The sequence below is a fragment of the Mycobacterium sp. BMJ-28 genome (genome assembly GCF_054404835.1).
In genome coordinates this window covers 4,948,397-4,962,541 of sequence record NZ_CM136783.1, presented here as the reverse complement: position 1 = coordinate 4,962,541, position 14,145 = coordinate 4,948,397, and the positions used below count along the sequence as shown (strand labels likewise).

The window sequence follows — 14,145 nt, the reverse complement described above, 5'->3', positions numbered from 1 at the left end:
GGCAGTCTGCGCGCACGGGCTCACGTTCGCGGGCATGAGAAAATGGTGGCGATGCACACAACCGACGTTCTTGGCGCGCAGGCCCTCATCGATCTCGATGCGGTCGCCCACAATGTGGGCGTTCTGCGTGGTCATGCCGGGTCGGCCACGGTGATGGCCGTGGTCAAGGCCGACGGCTACGGTCACGGTGCCACCCAGGTTGCCCGCGCCGCTCTGGCCGCCGGGGCCGGTGAACTCGGGGTGGCCACCGTCGACGAGGCGCTCGCATTGCGCCGCGACGGCATCACCGCGCCGGTCCTGGCGTGGCTGCACACCCCGGGCACCGATTTCGGGCCGGCGGTGGCCGCCGGCGTGCAGATCGCGGTGTCCTCGCTGACCCAGATCGGCGCCCTGCTCGACGCTGCGCGGCGCACCGGGACCACCGCGGTGACCACCTTGAAAGTCGACACCGGGATGACCCGCAACGGGGTGGCCGCCGCCGACCTGCCGGAGGTGCTCGCCGCGCTGCGCCGCGGCGCAGCAGACGGTGCGCTGCGGCTGCGCGGCATCATGAGCCATCTCGCCAACGGTGACGACCCGGCGCACCCGGAGGCCACCGACCGGCAGGCGCTGCGCTTCGAACAGATGCGCCTCGCGAGCCGCGACGCCGGGGTCGAGTTCGAGATCGCGCACCTGTGCAGCTCGCCCGCCGCGATGACCCGCCACGACCTGGCCTACGACATGATCCGCCCCGGCATCGCGCTGTACGGGCAGAGCCCCATCCCCGAACTCGGCGATATGGGTTTGCGGCCCGCGATGACACTGAAATGTCCTGTCGCACTTCTGCGTTCCGTGCAGGCCGGGGAAGGGGTGTCCTATGGTCACACCTGGATCGCCCCGCACGACACCACGCTGGCGCTGCTGCCCATCGGCTACGCCGACGGTGTCTACCGGCCGCTGAGCGGTCGCATCGAGGTACAGATCAACGGCCGGCGCCGCCCCGGGGTCGGCCGGATCTGCATGGACCAGTTCGTGGTCGACCTGGGCCCCGGGCCCCACGACGTGACCGTCGGCGACGAAGCGATCCTGTTCGGCCCGGGTGACGATGGCGAACCCACCGCCCAGGACTGGGCCGACCTGCTGGGAACCATCAACTACGAGGTGGTCACCAGTCCGCGCGGCCGGATCACCCGCGTCTACAAGGGCGAGGCGGGCTGACGCCGGTGACCGACGAAGTGACCGGGCCGCACCCCGACCGGGGCCGGGCGCCCTGGTTGGCCGGTATCGCCGGACTGGTCGCGGTGGGCTCGGTGGCCGGGGTGTCCGTCGCGCGCTCGGTGGGCCGGCGGTTCAGCGAGCACGATCCGTACGTGGACGAGGATTTCGAACTCCTGAAGGCTGACCGCAGCGTCGTGGTCACCACCCCGGACGGGGTACCGCTGGCGGTGCGTGAGGTGGGACCTGCCGATGCGCGCCTGACGGTGGTGTTCGCGCACGGCTTCTGTCTGCGCATGGGCGCGTTCCATTTCCAGCGGGCCCGGCTCGCCGAACAATGGGGCGACCAGGTGCGGATGGTGTTCTATGACCAGCGCGGGCACGGGTTGTCCGGGGACGCCCCGGCCGACACTTTCACGGTGCCGCAGTTGGGCCAGGATCTGGAGGCGGTGTTGGCGGTGATGGCGCCACGCGGACCCGTGGTGCTGGTCGGCCATTCCATGGGCGGGATGACGGTGCTATCCCATGCCCGCCAGTTCCCGAACCGTTATCGCAGCCGGATCGTCGGTGTCGCGTTGATAGCGTCTGCGGCGGAAGGGGTTTCGCGGTCTCCGCTCGGTGAGATCCTGAAGAATCCGGCCCTGGAGGCCGCCAGGTTCGCGGTCCGGTATGCCCCGCAGGCGGTCAACCGCGGCCGCGGCGCTGCCCGGTTGGTCATCGGTCCGGTGCTGCGCGCCGCCTCCTATGGCGACGAGTTGGTCAGCCGTAGCGTGGTGGCGTTCTCCGAGAAGATGATGCACGAAACGCCGATGACCACCATGGTCGGATTTCTGCACGCCCTCGAAGTGCACGACGAGACGGCCGCGCTGACGACGCTGGCGAAGATCCCGACGCTCATCGCCTGCGGTGACCATGATCTGCTGACCCCGATGGAGTACTCGCAGCAGATGGCGGACGCGCTGCCCAAGTCGGAACTGGTGGTGGTGGAGGATGCCGGGCACCTGGTGCAGCTGGAACAGCCAGAGGTGATCGATGACGCTCTGGTGCGTCTGGTGGAACGTGCCACCCCGTCCAGGCTCGTCGCGCTGACCCGGCGGTTGAAGGAACGGGCCCGGCATGGCTGACCGGGCCGGCGGTACCGCGGTGCTCGCGACCGAGGCCGACACCATCGCACTCGGTGTGCGGTTGGGCGCCGAACTGCGCGCGGGTGACGTGGTGGTGCTCGCCGGACCGTTGGGGGCCGGAAAGACGGTGCTGGCCAGGGGAATCGCCCGGGCGATGGACGTGGACAGGCCGGTGACGTCGCCGACCTATGTGCTGGCCCGGGTGCATCCGGCGCGCCGACCCGGGGCGCCGGCCTTGATCCATGTGGACATCTACCGGTTGCTGGATCAGACCGACGACATTCTCGGCGAACTGGATTCGCTGGATCTGGACACCGAGCTGGAGGACGCCGTGGTGGTGGTGGAATGGGGTGAGGGGCTGGCCGAACGGCTGTCGGAGAACCACCTGGACATCCGGCTGGAGCGCGACGCCGACACCGACACCCGCACCGCGACCTGGAATTGGAGCCGGCTGTGACCGATCCCCGCCGCTCGGCTCGCCCCGGGGCGATGTTGGTGCTGGCCATCGACACCGCCACCCCCGCGGTGACCGCCGGGATCGTGCAGGTGACCGACACCACGATCACCACACTTGCCGAGCGGATCACCGTCGACGCCCGTGCGCACGCCGAGTGCTTGACGCCGAATGTGCTTGCCGCCCTTGCTGACAGTGGACGAACCGTGGGTGATCTGGATGCCGTGGTGGTGGGCTGCGGCCCAGGCCCGTTCACCGGCCTGCGGGTGGGGATGGCCACCGCGGCGGCTTACGGCCATGCCCTGGACATCCCGGTGTTCGGGGTGTGCAGCCTCGACGCGATCGGCGGGGCCACCGACGGAGATGTCTTGGTGGTCACCGACGCCCGCCGCCGCGAGGTCTACTGGGCGCGCTACCGCGACGGGGTGCGCATCGGCGGGCCCGAGGTCGCGGCCGCCGCCGACGTGGCCGCCGACGGTGTCCGGTCGGTCGCGGGTTCGCCCGCACACGCCACGTCGTTCGGGCTTCCGGTGATCGGACCGGAGTATCCTTCGTCGAAGGAACTTGTTGCGGCCGTGGCAGATTGGGACGCGGAGCCGCCGGCCCTGGTCCCGCTGTACCTGCGCCGCCCGGACGCCAAGTCGCTGGCCGAACGGGGCCTGGCGTGACGGTGATCGACGCGCTGACGACTCTGGATGCCGACCGCTGCGCGGACTTGGAGGCGCAACTGTTCGCCGGGGATGATCCGTGGCCGCCATCGGCCTTCCTGAATGCGCTGGCCGCCAAACACAATCACTACGTGGCCGCGCGCGACGGGGACCTGCTGGTGGGCTACGCCGGAATCGCCCGGCTGGGCCGGATCCCGCCGTTCGAGTACGAGGTGCACACCATCGGCGTCGATCCGGACTACCAGGGCCACGGCATCGGCCGCCGGCTGCTCGCCGACCTGCTGGAGTTCGCCGGGCGCGGTGCGGTGTTCCTGGAGGTACGCACCGACAACGACGCGGCGATCACCCTCTACGAGAGCGCCGGCTTCACCACCGTGGGACTGCGCAAGCGGTACTACAAGGTCAGCGGCGCCGACGCCTACACCATGAAGCGGGACCCCACGTGATCATTCTTGCCATCGAAAGTTCTTGTGACGAAACAGGAGTCGGCATCGCGCGACTTCAGGACGGCAACGTCGAACTGCTGGCCGACGAGGTCGCCTCCAGTGTCGACGAGCACTCCCGGTTCGGCGGTGTGGTGCCCGAGATCGCCTCTCGTGCCCATCTGGAATCACTGGGGCCGACCATGCGCCGCGCGCTGCAGACAGCCGGGGTGAGCCGGCCCGACGTGGTCGCGGCCACCATCGGCCCCGGCCTGGCCGGGGCGCTGCTGGTGGGCGTCGCCGCCGCCAAGGCGTACGCCGCGGCCTGGGGCGTGCCGTTCTACGCCGTCAACCACCTGGGTGGGCACCTGGCCGCCGACGTCTACGACCACGGTCCACTACCGGAATGTGTGGGGCTGCTGGTATCGGGCGGGCACACCGAGCTGCTGCATGTGCGTTCGCTCGGGCAGCCGATCGTCGAACTGGGCAGCACCGTCGACGACGCCGCGGGGGAGGCCTACGACAAGGTGGCGCGGCTGCTGGGCCTGGGTTATCCGGGCGGGCGGCCGCTGGATGAGCTGGCCCGCACCGGCGACCCGACCGCGATCGTGTTCCCACGCGGCATGACCGGACCGCGCGATGGCCGGTACACCTTCAGCTTCTCCGGGCTGAAAACGGCGGTGGCTCGGCACATCGAGAAGAACCCGGATTTCTCGGCGGCCGATGTGGCCGCGGGCTTCCAGGAGTCGGTCGCCGACGTGCTGACCGCGAAGGCGGTGCGTGCGGCCACCGACCTGGGGGTGTCGACGCTGTTGATCGCGGGCGGGGTGGCCGCCAACTCCCGGGTGCGCGAACTGGCCGACCAGCGCGCCACGGCGGCCGGGCTGACGTTGCGGGTGCCGCGGCCACGGCTGTGCACCGACAATGGGGCCATGATCGCCTCGTTCGCCGCGCACCTGATCGACGCGGGGGCGCCGCCGTCGCCGCTGAATGTGGCCAGCGATCCGGGCCTGCCGGTGGTGAAGGGGCAGGTGGCGTGAGTAGTTCTGCGGCCGTCACCCGGCTGCTGTACACCTACGCCGAGTTGATCGACGCCGGCGACTTCGACGCGGTCGGCCAGTTGCTGGGCCGGGCGTCATTCGGTGGCCCGGCGTCGGGGACGGTGTCGGGGGCCGAGAAGATCGCCGGGTTGTTCGCGATGACCACCCGCCGCTATCCCGAGCACGGTAATCGGCCCCGGACCCGCCACCTGGTGCTGAACCCCATCGTCGACGTCGTCGGGGATACCGCCACCGCGCGGTCCACCTTCGTCGTCGTACAGGCAACCGAGACGGTGCCGCTGCAGCCGATCGTGGTCGGCCGGTATGCCGACGTGTTCGCGCGTGACGAGGCCGGTTGGTATTTCACCGAGCGGATCGTGGATGTCGAGATGGTCGGGGATGTGTCCGCCCATCTGAACGTCGACCCGGCGCAGTACGGGCGATAGTGGAGCCCGTCCTTGAGTGCTAGCACTCTCGTGTATAGAGTGCTAGTTGGCAGCGGCCAGTCCCAGCGCCGGCACCCGCGACGACGGAGCGAGGGCACGGACCTCTGCCGAACACCTGGAAAACAGCAGGGTCCGGGAAACCCGGACCCACACCGAACTAAGTGGAGGGCTCCATCGTGGCAGTCAACATCAAGCCACTCGAGGACAAGATCCTCGTTCAGGCCAACGAGGCCGAGACCACGACCGCTTCGGGTCTGGTCATCCCCGACACCGCCAAGGAAAAGCCGCAGGAAGGCACCGTCGTCGCAGTTGGCCCCGGCCGCTGGGACGAGGATGGCGAGAAGCGGATCCCCCTGGACGTTGCCGAAGGCGACACCGTCATCTACAGCAAGTACGGCGGCACCGAGATCAAGTACGGCGGCGAGGAGTACCTGATCCTCTCGGCCCGCGACGTGCTGGCTGTCGTCAACAAGTAAGCATCCGTGTCCCGCCCCGGAGATCCTCGTGTCCGCACGGGTGATGTCCGGGGCGGTATGCGTTCACCCCTGCCGGGGCGAGCGAAGCGACGGCAGTGAAACCTAGAGGACATTTATGAGCAAGCAGATCGAATTCAATGAAACTGCGCGCCGGGCGCTGGAAGCCGGTGTCGACAAGCTCGCCGACGCCGTCCGGGTGACCCTGGGCCCGCGTGGCCGCCACGTGGTGCTGGCCAAGGCGTTCGGTGGGCCGGTCGTGACGAACGACGGTGTGACCATCGCCCGCGAGATCGACCTCGCCGACCCGTTCGAGAACCTCGGCGCCCAGCTGGTCAAGTCGGTCGCCACCAAGACCAACGACGTCGCCGGCGACGGCACCACCACCGCCACCGTGCTGGCCCAGGCCATCGTCAAGGCCGGCCTGCGCAACGTGGCAGCCGGTGCCAACCCGATCGCGCTGGGTGCCGGCATCGCCAAGGCCGCCGACGCGGTGTCGGAAGCCCTGCTGGCCGCCGCCACCCCGGTGTCGGACAAGAAGTCCATCGTCCAGGTCGCCACCGTGTCGTCGCGTGACGAAGAGGTCGGCGAACTGGTCGGCGAGGCGATCACCAAGGTCGGCCACGACGGTGTCGTCACCGTCGAGGAGTCCTCCACGCTGAACACCGAACTCGAGGTGACCGAAGGCGTCGGCTTCGACAAGGGCTTCATCTCGGCGTACTTCGTCACCGACTTCGATTCCCAGGAAGCGGTGCTCGAGGACGCGCTGGTGCTGCTGCACCGTGACAAGGTCACCTCGCTGCCCGACCTGCTGCCGTTGCTGGAGAAGGTGGCCCAGGCCGGCAAGCCGCTGCTGATCGTCGCCGAGGATGTCGAGGGCGAGGCGCTGTCCACCCTGGTGGTCAACGCCATCCGCAAGACCCTCAAGGCCGTCGCCGTGAAGGCGCCGTTCTTCGGTGATCGCCGCAAGGCGTTCCTGGACGACCTCGCCGTCGTGACCGGCGGTCAGGTCGTCAACCCCGATGTGGGTCTGCTGCTGCGCGAGGCCGGCCTCGACGTGCTGGGCTCGGCCCGGCGCGTGGTGGTCACCAAGGACAGCACCGTGATCGTCGACGGCGGCGGCACCAAGGACGCCATCGAGGCGCGGGTTGCGCAGCTGCGCGCCGAGATCGAGAACACCGATTCGGACTGGGACCGGGAGAAGCTGCAGGAGCGGTTGGCCAAGTTGTCCGGTGGCGTCGCCGTCATCAAGGTCGGCGCGGCCACCGAGACCGACCTGAAGAAGCGCAAGGAAGCCGTCGAAGACGCCGTCTCGGCGGCCAAGGCTGCCGTCGAAGAGGGCATCGTCACCGGTGGTGGCGCGGCCCTGGTGCAGGCCAGCGCTGCGCTGGACGCCCTGCGCGGCTCGCTGTCGGGCGACGAACTGCTCGGTGTCGAGGTCTTCGCCAAGGCGCTGTCCGCACCGCTGTACTGGATCGCCACCAACGCCGGCCTGGACGGCTCGGTCGTGGTGAACAAGGTCAGCGAGCTGCCCAATGGTCAGGGCTTCAACGCCGCCACACTGACCTACGGCGATCTGCTCGCCGAGGGCATCGTGGACCCGGTCAAGGTGACCCGTTCCGCAGTGCTGAACGCGGCGTCGGTCGGGCGGATGATTCTCACCACCGAGACGGCTGTCGTCGAGAAGCCGGCCGAGGAGGAAGACCACGGGCACGGCCATCACGGCCACTCGCACTGAGTCAGCTGATCAGAAACACCCCCGGTCCTGTTGGACCGGGGGTGTTTTCGTGATTCACAGGGTGTCGGGACAGAGATTGTGTTGCGCTGCGTGCACCAGCATTCGACCGATGTTGGTGTCGGCAGGATTCACCTGTGCGATCAAGTCGTCGGCTGATTGCCCGAGACGCATCCGGTTACAGGCCATATACCCTTGTGCCACGGCGGCGCCGTCGGGCATCTGCTGGCCTGCGAAAGAAAGACCCGGGAAATTGTTGGCCCGGAGTTCGTTGAGAAATGACTGATCGTCCGCGTACGCCGGCGGTGTGCCGACAAATCCGCCGGCGAGCACTACCGCGGCCCCGATTCCCATTGCAAGGTGTTTTCGCATGTTCCGCCCCCGGTTCTCCCGCCGCAGCAGCTGACTGCGGCAATTGCGATTACCTGCCCAACATTAGGATGTCCCAGCCGTGATCGCGGCCGATTGACAGGTATCGCCGGTGGCCGCCATGCGCTGGAAAATTCGCGCTCGACCGTGGGCGCTGTGCACGGATGTCATCGATATCTGTACACAGCCAGCACAGTCGGCGCCGGAGTCACCGGGGCGTCGGCTGGATGGACACCAGTCGGAAAAGGCCCGGCTGGGTGTCGTCGGGCGTGAACCGGACGACCAGGCTGCCGTCGGGAAACCGGGTGGCCAGCCCGTTGAGCGTCCTGGGCAGGAACACCCGGGCCTTGGCGTTTCCGTACCAGTTGGGATCGGAGGCGTTCACGGACAGGTTCCTCACCTGGTCGATTGCGGTGTCCCAGTTCTGCACGGCCTCCGGCAGCGCGGTGCCGAATCCCACCGACTTGAGATACGCCTCTCCTTGCCCGGCGAGGGTCACCGGAGCTCCGCCGCCGACGGGGGTGCCGGTGATCGTCCCGTTGACGGCATCGTCGGTCACCGACATCAATCGCGTGGTGCAGACGTTGTCCACCGCCGGTGCGCAGAAATCCGGCAACGGGCTCGCATGCGCCGGGGCGATGCCCAGGACGGCGGCGATCGCCACCACCGCGGCGGGGTAACAACGGTTCGCCCTCAAGAAATCCTCCTAGGTCTCTGATCGGTATTCGGCGCTTACGCCGCAGGAGTTACACCTGCCCGGTCGGAAACCGCCTCGCGGCCAGTGAACTGACGCCAACTCCGGTACGAGTTGTGCGGTACCCTCAGGACCGGGGATTCTGCCGGTTGGGGATTCGGCGTGGCGGAATGATACTGGGCTGCAACGATTTCCGTGCTTGGCGACGCCGACATCGCGCGCTGAGCCGCTCTGGGGAGGAATGACAATGGCCTACATGGCGGGACAATTGGCCTTCTTGGCGATCCTTGCAGCGTTGATCGGTGGGGTGATCTGGGCGGTGGTGGTGATGCGCAAGCCGCGCCCACCGCTCGACGATGACGATGACGATGACGAGTGGTGACCCGATTCTCCGCGACCGTCGCGACGTTCGATCGTCGCCATGACGGAAGCGGCAAAGTGACATCACTTCTCGGAGTCGACTGCCGACCGGTTCCCCGGTCACCCGATGCGCAGCGGTGCCGGCGGCAACGCGTCCAGACCGTTCCACGCGAAGCCGCTCCACAGGGCACGGGTGCGGCGCCCCAGGTCTTCGTCGACCGGCTGCGGTGGCGGCCCGAGCATCGGGGCGCCGGCCCAGGCGCCGCGGCAGCCCAGCAGCAGCGGTAGCTCGATGCAGTGGCAGGCGCCAAACGGGGCCTGCTGGGGTGTCCAGTCGACGCGGAATGTCGCGCTGCGCCCGCCCGCTCGCACCCAGGTATCGGCGAGTTCGATTGCCGGCCGGCCGAAGATGCGTCGAGTCATGATGCGTCCGAAGGCCGCTGACAGGAGGGTGCCCGCCGGTCCGAGTCGTCGGAGTTGAGCACCGCGCGGATCCATCGAGACGAACGGCCGCGCGTCGTCGCGCGTGTAGCCCACCAGGATCTCGATACGTGTTGCGGCATCGGCGATCTGGGCCGGTATGTCAGCGACAGCGGGCAGTGGTGCCGAGCCGATGGTCGGTGCGAACGCCATCAGCCCGAGTCGGCCGAACCGCTGAGCTTCTTTGCCGGCCGCCACCTGCGCGTCGAGTAGCTGTGCGGCACTGGCTTCGTCGGCCGGCACCCCGGACAGCGCCGCCGTCGCCGCGTCGCGCATGGCCTCGGCCATTGCCGGACGGCCATCCGGAAGGCCCAAGGGGGCGCTCTGCAGGATGGCCCGGGTGAACAGGCCGGAAGTCTGCGGGGACAACATCAGCGACATCACCGAATCGCCGCCGGCGGACTGGCCGAATATCGTCACCCGGGACGGATCGCCACCGAATGCCGAGATGTGGTCCCGGACCCACTGCAGGGCGCATATCTGATCGCGCAGACCGAGATTCGCGACGCCGGGGTCGTGCAGATTGAGGTAGCCGAAGACGCCCAACCGGTAGCTGACGGTGACGACGACGACGCGGCCCTCGGCACATAAGACATCGGGGTCGTATTTGGACGACTCGCCGCTGCCGGAGACGTAAGCCCCGCCGTGGAACCACACCATGACGGGCAGTCGGTGGGCGTCCGCCGGCGCTGAGACACTGAGCACCTGGCACTGCTCGCTGATGGGCAGCCCGTCGATGACCGCCCCCGTCACGAAATTCAACCGGGACGGAAGCTGAGGGCATGCCGGACCTCGCTCGGTTGCGTCGATCTGACCATGGGCTGGGAGCAATTCCGGTGCGGCGAACCGCGCGGCCGTCGCATAGCGCATCCCGCGTGCGGTGATCAAGCCGTTGTCTTCATTCACCAAGACGGTGGCGCTGCCGTTGTCGATACGCCGGGTCGCCACATGACGACGATACGGAACACCCCCGGCCCATCGGGCCGGGGGTGTCGGGCTACTCGGGTCAGAAGGCCTGGTCGACGAAACCGTTGGTGGTGTTGACCTCGTCGTGGTTGTCGACGCTGTAGGTGGGGCCGACCGGCGCGCCGATCGCGGCTTGGGCGGGGGCCGCCAGGCCCAGAACGGCGGCGGTCATGCTGCTGGCGATCAAGGTGGCGAATCCGAACTTCTTCATGTCGATCATCTTCCTCTGTGGTCGTTGGTACTCTGATCGTTGAAACCGGTTGTCCGGCAGTATCATTCCGCGCGGCAGGAATTGATGCACGGTTGGCAGTAATGAGTGCGGACACGGGCTGCCGCGGCCCGAACAGCAGCCCACCGGCGGCGCGGGCATCCCGGCTGGCCCCCGTCTGGTCTACCTGCTAGCCGGTATTCACAGCTGGTTGCCAGCAGCGATGTGGTGCCGCCCTCACCACGGGACGCTTAGCGCATCAACAGACGGTCCTCGGGAGGAAACACCATGAAGCTCGCCACCGGATCCACGTTCGTCGCGGCGGGTCTGTCCCTCACCGCCCTGTTCGGGCCGCAGGCCACCGCGGCCGCGGCACCCACCTGCCCGGATGTCGACGTCGTCTTCGCACGGGGAACCTTCGAGGCACCCGGGGTCGGCGCCACCGGTCAGGCCTTCGTCGACGCGCTCACCGCCCGGCTGCCCGGCGGCTCGGTGAGTTCCTACGCGGTGAACTACCCGGCCTCATTGGATTTCGCGGCGGCCGCCCAGGGTGTCGCCGACGCCGCGGACACCGTCGAATCGACGGTCGCCAGCTGCCCGAACACCAAGATCGTGCTGGGTGGCTACTCGCAGGGGGCCGCGGTCGCCAGTTACGCCACGATGGACAGCGTGCCGGTCGGATTCGCGCTTCCGGCAGGCCTTTCCGGCCCGATGCCGGCATCGGTTGCCCCGCATGTCGCCGCGGTGGTGCTGTTCGGCACACCGTCGCCGTTGTTCCTCGGCCTGGCCGACCACGACGCACCACCGATCGAGATCGGTAGTCGCTATCAGACCAAGACGCTGGCGCTGTGTGCCCCCGGTGACCCGGTCTGCTCGGCCGGCATCAGCCTGGACCGGGCCGCACACAGTGCCTATCGTGACAACGGAATGGCCGACCAGGCAGCCGATTTCGTGATCCGCCAACTCGGGTCATCCGCGCCGCCGGTACCCCAGGCCACCTAGCCGAAACGGCCGCCGCGAAACATCGCGGCGGCCGTCTGCATGGGTTGACTACGCCTTGCCGAGGGTGACCTGCGTCGTCTGGGCGCCGCCCGAGGGGTCCTGATAGGTGAGGGCGACGTTGTCGCCCGGCGCCTTCGACCGCACGGCGGCGACCAGAGCCTCCGGCCCATCGATGACCTGATCGTCGACCTTGGTGATCACCGCGCCGTCGGGGATACCGGCCGTCGCGGCCGGACCGCCGTCGGCCACCTTGGCGATTGCGGCACCGTCACTGGCGGTGGCGCTGGTGCTCAGTTGCACCCCCAACGACCCGTGGCTGGCGGTACCGGTGGACACCAATTCGTCGGCGATGCGCTTCGCTTGATCCGACGGGATGGCGAAGCCCAGCCCGATCGAGCCGCTCTCGGCGCTGCCGCCGCCGGGACCGCCCTGGCCCGCGCCCAGGGTGGCGATCGCCGAGTTCAGCCCGATCAGCTCGCCGTTCATGTTCACCAGCGCGCCCCCGGAGTTGCCCGGGTTGATCGCCGCATCCGTCTGGATGGCATCCAGAACCGAAGCCTGACCGCCCGAGCCGTCACCCGCGGCCACCGGCCGGTTCAGCGCGCTGACGATGCCGGTGGTCACCGTGCCCTGCAGACCCAGCGGTGACCCGATCGCCACCACTTGCTGGCCCACCTTGACGTCCTTGGACGATCCGATGGCTATCGGCGTCAGTCCCGACACGCCCTCGGCATGGACGACGGCCAGGTCCCCGCTGGGATCGGTGCCCACCACGGTGAACGGCACCGAACGGCCGTCGGAGAAGGTCACCGTCCGCGTGACACCGCCGCCGTCCATCGAGGCGGGTTGCGCACCGTCGGCGCTGTTCGAACCGGCCGCCGCCACATGGTTGTTGGTCAGGATGAGGCCGTCGGAGGTCAGCACGACCCCGGAACCCTCGGCCTGGCCCTGTCCCATCTCGATCCGCAGTTTCACCACACTCGGCATCACCTTGGCCGCGACCTGTTCGACGGAACCGGCAGGCGCCTTGGCGGCCGGCGCGGTGGCGGGCGCCTTTGTGGTGGGCGCGGGGGAGGCGACGGCTTGTGCGGGCACGGCGTTGTCCGGATGTGCCATCCACGCCGCGGAGGCACCGATCCCGCCGCTGGCCACCGCGACCGCAAGCGCCCCGACCGCGAGCAGTCCGCCGCGCGAGCGCTTGCGGCCCGCCGCTACCGTATCGGCCCGGCCCGCGGCCTGATGGAACCCGGGTACCGGCGGTTGGGTCGCGTAGCGCCAATCGTAGGCGCGCGGGATCGGCTGGGTCAGAGGGGAATTCGGCTCGGGCGGCTGAAAGGGTTGCTGCTGTGGGCTTGTCATCGTGGTGTGTGCGTCACTTTCTTCAATCTTCAAAGAGCACAGTTGCTTAACCACAATCATCCGGCGGTGTCTGAGACTGGACTGAGAGTTTGCTCTGCCCAGTCCGAGATTTCGGCCGCTCTTTGGTAACCGGTGCCGTCATCCACGTCACATCGGTTCCGGCTTGACCTCAACGGCAGTTCAGGTCGGACACTCGGCGGGTGACCATCGAATTCGCCCAGATCCGCGTCGCCCGGCCCACCGATCGACTGGTGGAGGTCGAGCGGTTCTACGCCGAGCATCTCGGACTGCCGATCATCTACCGGTTCGAGAACCATGACGGGTACAGCGGTGTCATGGTGGGGCTGCCCGGGACCGAGTATCACCTCGAGTTCACCACCCATGTCGCTGGGAGTCCTTGTCCGGCACCGACTCTGGACAATTTGCTGGTGCTGTACTTCCATGGTGAGGCGCAGATGTACGACGTGGTCGAGCGTCTCGCCGCGGCCGGGCACGAACCCGTCGAGCCGGAGAATCCGTACTGGAACAAGGTGGGCGCGTTGACGTTCGAGGATCCCGACCGGTGGCGGGTGGTGCTGGTCCCGCACCGGGTGTTTTAAGGCCTAGCGCAACGTGCTGGAGATCCGGACCTGTCCGGTCAGCGTCTGATGTACCGGGCAGCGTTCGGCGATGTCCATCAGCTTCTGGCGCTGGCCGTCGTCGAGGTCGCCGGTCAACTCGATCTCGCGGTCGATCTGACTGATCCACCCGATCGTGGTCTCGCATTCGGCGCAGTCCTTGGCGTGGATACGCGAATGCCGCAGCGTCACCCGAACCTGCCGCAGCGGCCAGTCCTTGCGGTTGGCATACATCCGAACCGTCATCGAGGTGCACGCCCCCAGCCCGGCGAGCAGCAGGTCGTACGGGGTCGGTCCGTCGTCGTCGCCGACCGGACGTGGTTCGTCGGCGGTCAACCGGTGCTCTCCGGCGATGATTTCCTGGGTGTAGGGCCCGGTGCCGGTCTCCGTGACGATCACGGTGCCCTCGGTGGACGGGTCGGTGGGCATGGGACCTCCTGGGCGGTGCGTGCACGCGGACGGGTCAAGGTCTACCACTGCCGTCGCGATGCCAACCGGCCTCACACGCCGAAGTACCCCGCCGGGGGCATAGCC

Annotated in this window: 18 protein-coding genes; 12 read left to right on the top strand and 6 right to left on the bottom strand. The window is 68.3% G+C overall.

Annotated elements, in window-relative coordinates:
* Positions 1–42: 42 nt before the first annotated feature.
* The 9 genes from alr to groL all read left to right on the top strand — a co-directional run bounded on the left by alr (position 43) and on the right by groL (position 7,559).
* Positions 43–1,197, top strand: coding sequence for an alanine racemase (gene alr / locus ACXPWS_RS24615; RefSeq protein WP_458713682.1), 1,155 nt, complete (start codon positions 43–45; stop codon positions 1,195–1,197).
* 5 nt (positions 1,198–1,202) lie between these two features.
* Positions 1,203–2,318, top strand: a complete 1,116-nt coding sequence (locus tag ACXPWS_RS24610) for an alpha/beta fold hydrolase (RefSeq protein WP_458709161.1) — start codon at positions 1,203–1,205, stop codon at positions 2,316–2,318.
* Complete coding sequence (tsaE, locus tag ACXPWS_RS24605) at positions 2,311–2,775, top strand: tRNA (adenosine(37)-N6)-threonylcarbamoyltransferase complex ATPase subunit type 1 TsaE (RefSeq protein ID WP_458709160.1); 465 nt, start codon at positions 2,311–2,313, stop codon at positions 2,773–2,775. Before ACXPWS_RS24610 ends, tsaE begins: the two co-directional genes overlap by 8 nt.
* A 32-nt stretch (positions 2,776–2,807) precedes the next feature.
* The gene (gene tsaB, locus ACXPWS_RS24600) at positions 2,808–3,440 is read left to right on the top strand and encodes a tRNA (adenosine(37)-N6)-threonylcarbamoyltransferase complex dimerization subunit type 1 TsaB (protein ID WP_458713681.1); all 633 of its coding nucleotides are present in this window, start codon (positions 2,808–2,810) and stop codon (positions 3,438–3,440) included.
* On the top strand, positions 3,437–3,886 hold the full coding sequence (gene rimI, locus ACXPWS_RS24595; RefSeq protein WP_458709159.1) for a ribosomal protein S18-alanine N-acetyltransferase: 450 nt from the start codon (positions 3,437–3,439) through the stop codon (positions 3,884–3,886). Before tsaB ends, rimI begins: the two co-directional genes overlap by 4 nt.
* On the top strand, positions 3,883–4,902 hold the full coding sequence (gene tsaD, locus ACXPWS_RS24590) for a tRNA (adenosine(37)-N6)-threonylcarbamoyltransferase complex transferase subunit TsaD (protein ID WP_458709158.1): 1,020 nt from the start codon (positions 3,883–3,885) through the stop codon (positions 4,900–4,902). The genes rimI and tsaD overlap by 4 nt, the downstream gene beginning before the upstream one ends.
* A complete protein-coding gene (locus tag ACXPWS_RS24585) occupies positions 4,899–5,348 on the top strand; it encodes a nuclear transport factor 2 family protein (RefSeq protein WP_458709157.1) in 450 nt (149 codons plus the stop codon). The genes tsaD and ACXPWS_RS24585 overlap by 4 nt, the downstream gene beginning before the upstream one ends.
* A gap of 173 nt (positions 5,349–5,521) precedes the next feature.
* A complete protein-coding gene (groES, locus tag ACXPWS_RS24580; protein ID WP_036421278.1) occupies positions 5,522–5,824 on the top strand; it encodes a co-chaperone GroES in 303 nt (100 codons plus the stop codon).
* A 115-nt stretch (positions 5,825–5,939) separates the two neighbouring features.
* Entirely contained in the window at positions 5,940–7,559 is a 1,620-nt protein-coding gene (groL, locus tag ACXPWS_RS24575) for a chaperonin GroEL (protein ID WP_458709156.1), read from the top strand.
* A 54-nt stretch (positions 7,560–7,613) separates the two neighbouring features.
* On the opposite strand, the gene ACXPWS_RS24570 is transcribed toward groL, so the two are convergent.
* Together ACXPWS_RS24570 and ACXPWS_RS24565 are read right to left on the bottom strand one after the other, a co-directional pair.
* Positions 7,614–7,889 carry a DUF732 domain-containing protein gene (locus tag ACXPWS_RS24570; protein ID WP_458709155.1) on the bottom strand — a complete coding sequence of 92 codons (276 nt, stop codon included), beginning with the start codon at positions 7,887–7,889 and terminating at the stop codon, positions 7,614–7,616.
* A gap of 244 nt (positions 7,890–8,133) precedes the next feature.
* On the bottom strand, positions 8,134–8,622 hold the full coding sequence (locus ACXPWS_RS24565; protein WP_458709154.1) for a hypothetical protein: 489 nt from the start codon (positions 8,620–8,622) through the stop codon (positions 8,134–8,136).
* 253 nt (positions 8,623–8,875) lie between these two features.
* Here ACXPWS_RS24565 and ACXPWS_RS24560 point away from each other — a divergent pair, with 253 nt between their 5' ends.
* Complete coding sequence (locus ACXPWS_RS24560) at positions 8,876–9,001, top strand: hypothetical protein (protein WP_458709153.1); 126 nt, start codon at positions 8,876–8,878, stop codon at positions 8,999–9,001.
* A gap of 98 nt (positions 9,002–9,099) precedes the next feature.
* Here the strand turns inward: ACXPWS_RS24560 and ACXPWS_RS24555 are convergent, their stop codons facing one another.
* Entirely contained in the window at positions 9,100–10,407 is a 1,308-nt protein-coding gene (locus ACXPWS_RS24555) for a carboxylesterase family protein (RefSeq protein WP_458709152.1), read from the bottom strand.
* Positions 10,408–10,465: 58 nt separating this feature from the next.
* Positions 10,466–10,636, bottom strand: a complete 171-nt coding sequence (locus ACXPWS_RS24550) for a hypothetical protein (RefSeq protein ID WP_458709151.1) — start codon at positions 10,634–10,636, stop codon at positions 10,466–10,468.
* Between the two features lie 285 nt (positions 10,637–10,921).
* Here ACXPWS_RS24550 and ACXPWS_RS24545 point away from each other — a divergent pair, with 285 nt between their 5' ends.
* Positions 10,922–11,635: a cutinase family protein gene (locus tag ACXPWS_RS24545; RefSeq protein ID WP_458709150.1), complete on the top strand. Its 714-nt coding sequence runs from the start codon at positions 10,922–10,924 to the stop codon at positions 11,633–11,635.
* Between the two features lie 48 nt (positions 11,636–11,683).
* On the opposite strand, the gene ACXPWS_RS24540 is transcribed toward ACXPWS_RS24545, so the two are convergent.
* Positions 11,684–12,994, bottom strand: a complete 1,311-nt coding sequence (locus tag ACXPWS_RS24540; RefSeq protein WP_458709149.1) for a S1C family serine protease — start codon at positions 12,992–12,994, stop codon at positions 11,684–11,686.
* A gap of 200 nt (positions 12,995–13,194) precedes the next feature.
* Between ACXPWS_RS24540 and ACXPWS_RS24535 the strand changes: the two genes are divergently transcribed.
* Positions 13,195–13,593: a VOC family protein gene (locus ACXPWS_RS24535; RefSeq protein ID WP_458709148.1), complete on the top strand. Its 399-nt coding sequence runs from the start codon at positions 13,195–13,197 to the stop codon at positions 13,591–13,593.
* 3 nt (positions 13,594–13,596) lie between these two features.
* On the opposite strand, the gene ACXPWS_RS24530 is transcribed toward ACXPWS_RS24535, so the two are convergent.
* The gene (locus ACXPWS_RS24530; protein ID WP_458709147.1) at positions 13,597–14,040 is read right to left on the bottom strand and encodes an OsmC family protein; all 444 of its coding nucleotides are present in this window, start codon (positions 14,038–14,040) and stop codon (positions 13,597–13,599) included.
* Between the last annotated feature and the right edge of the window lie 105 nt (positions 14,041–14,145).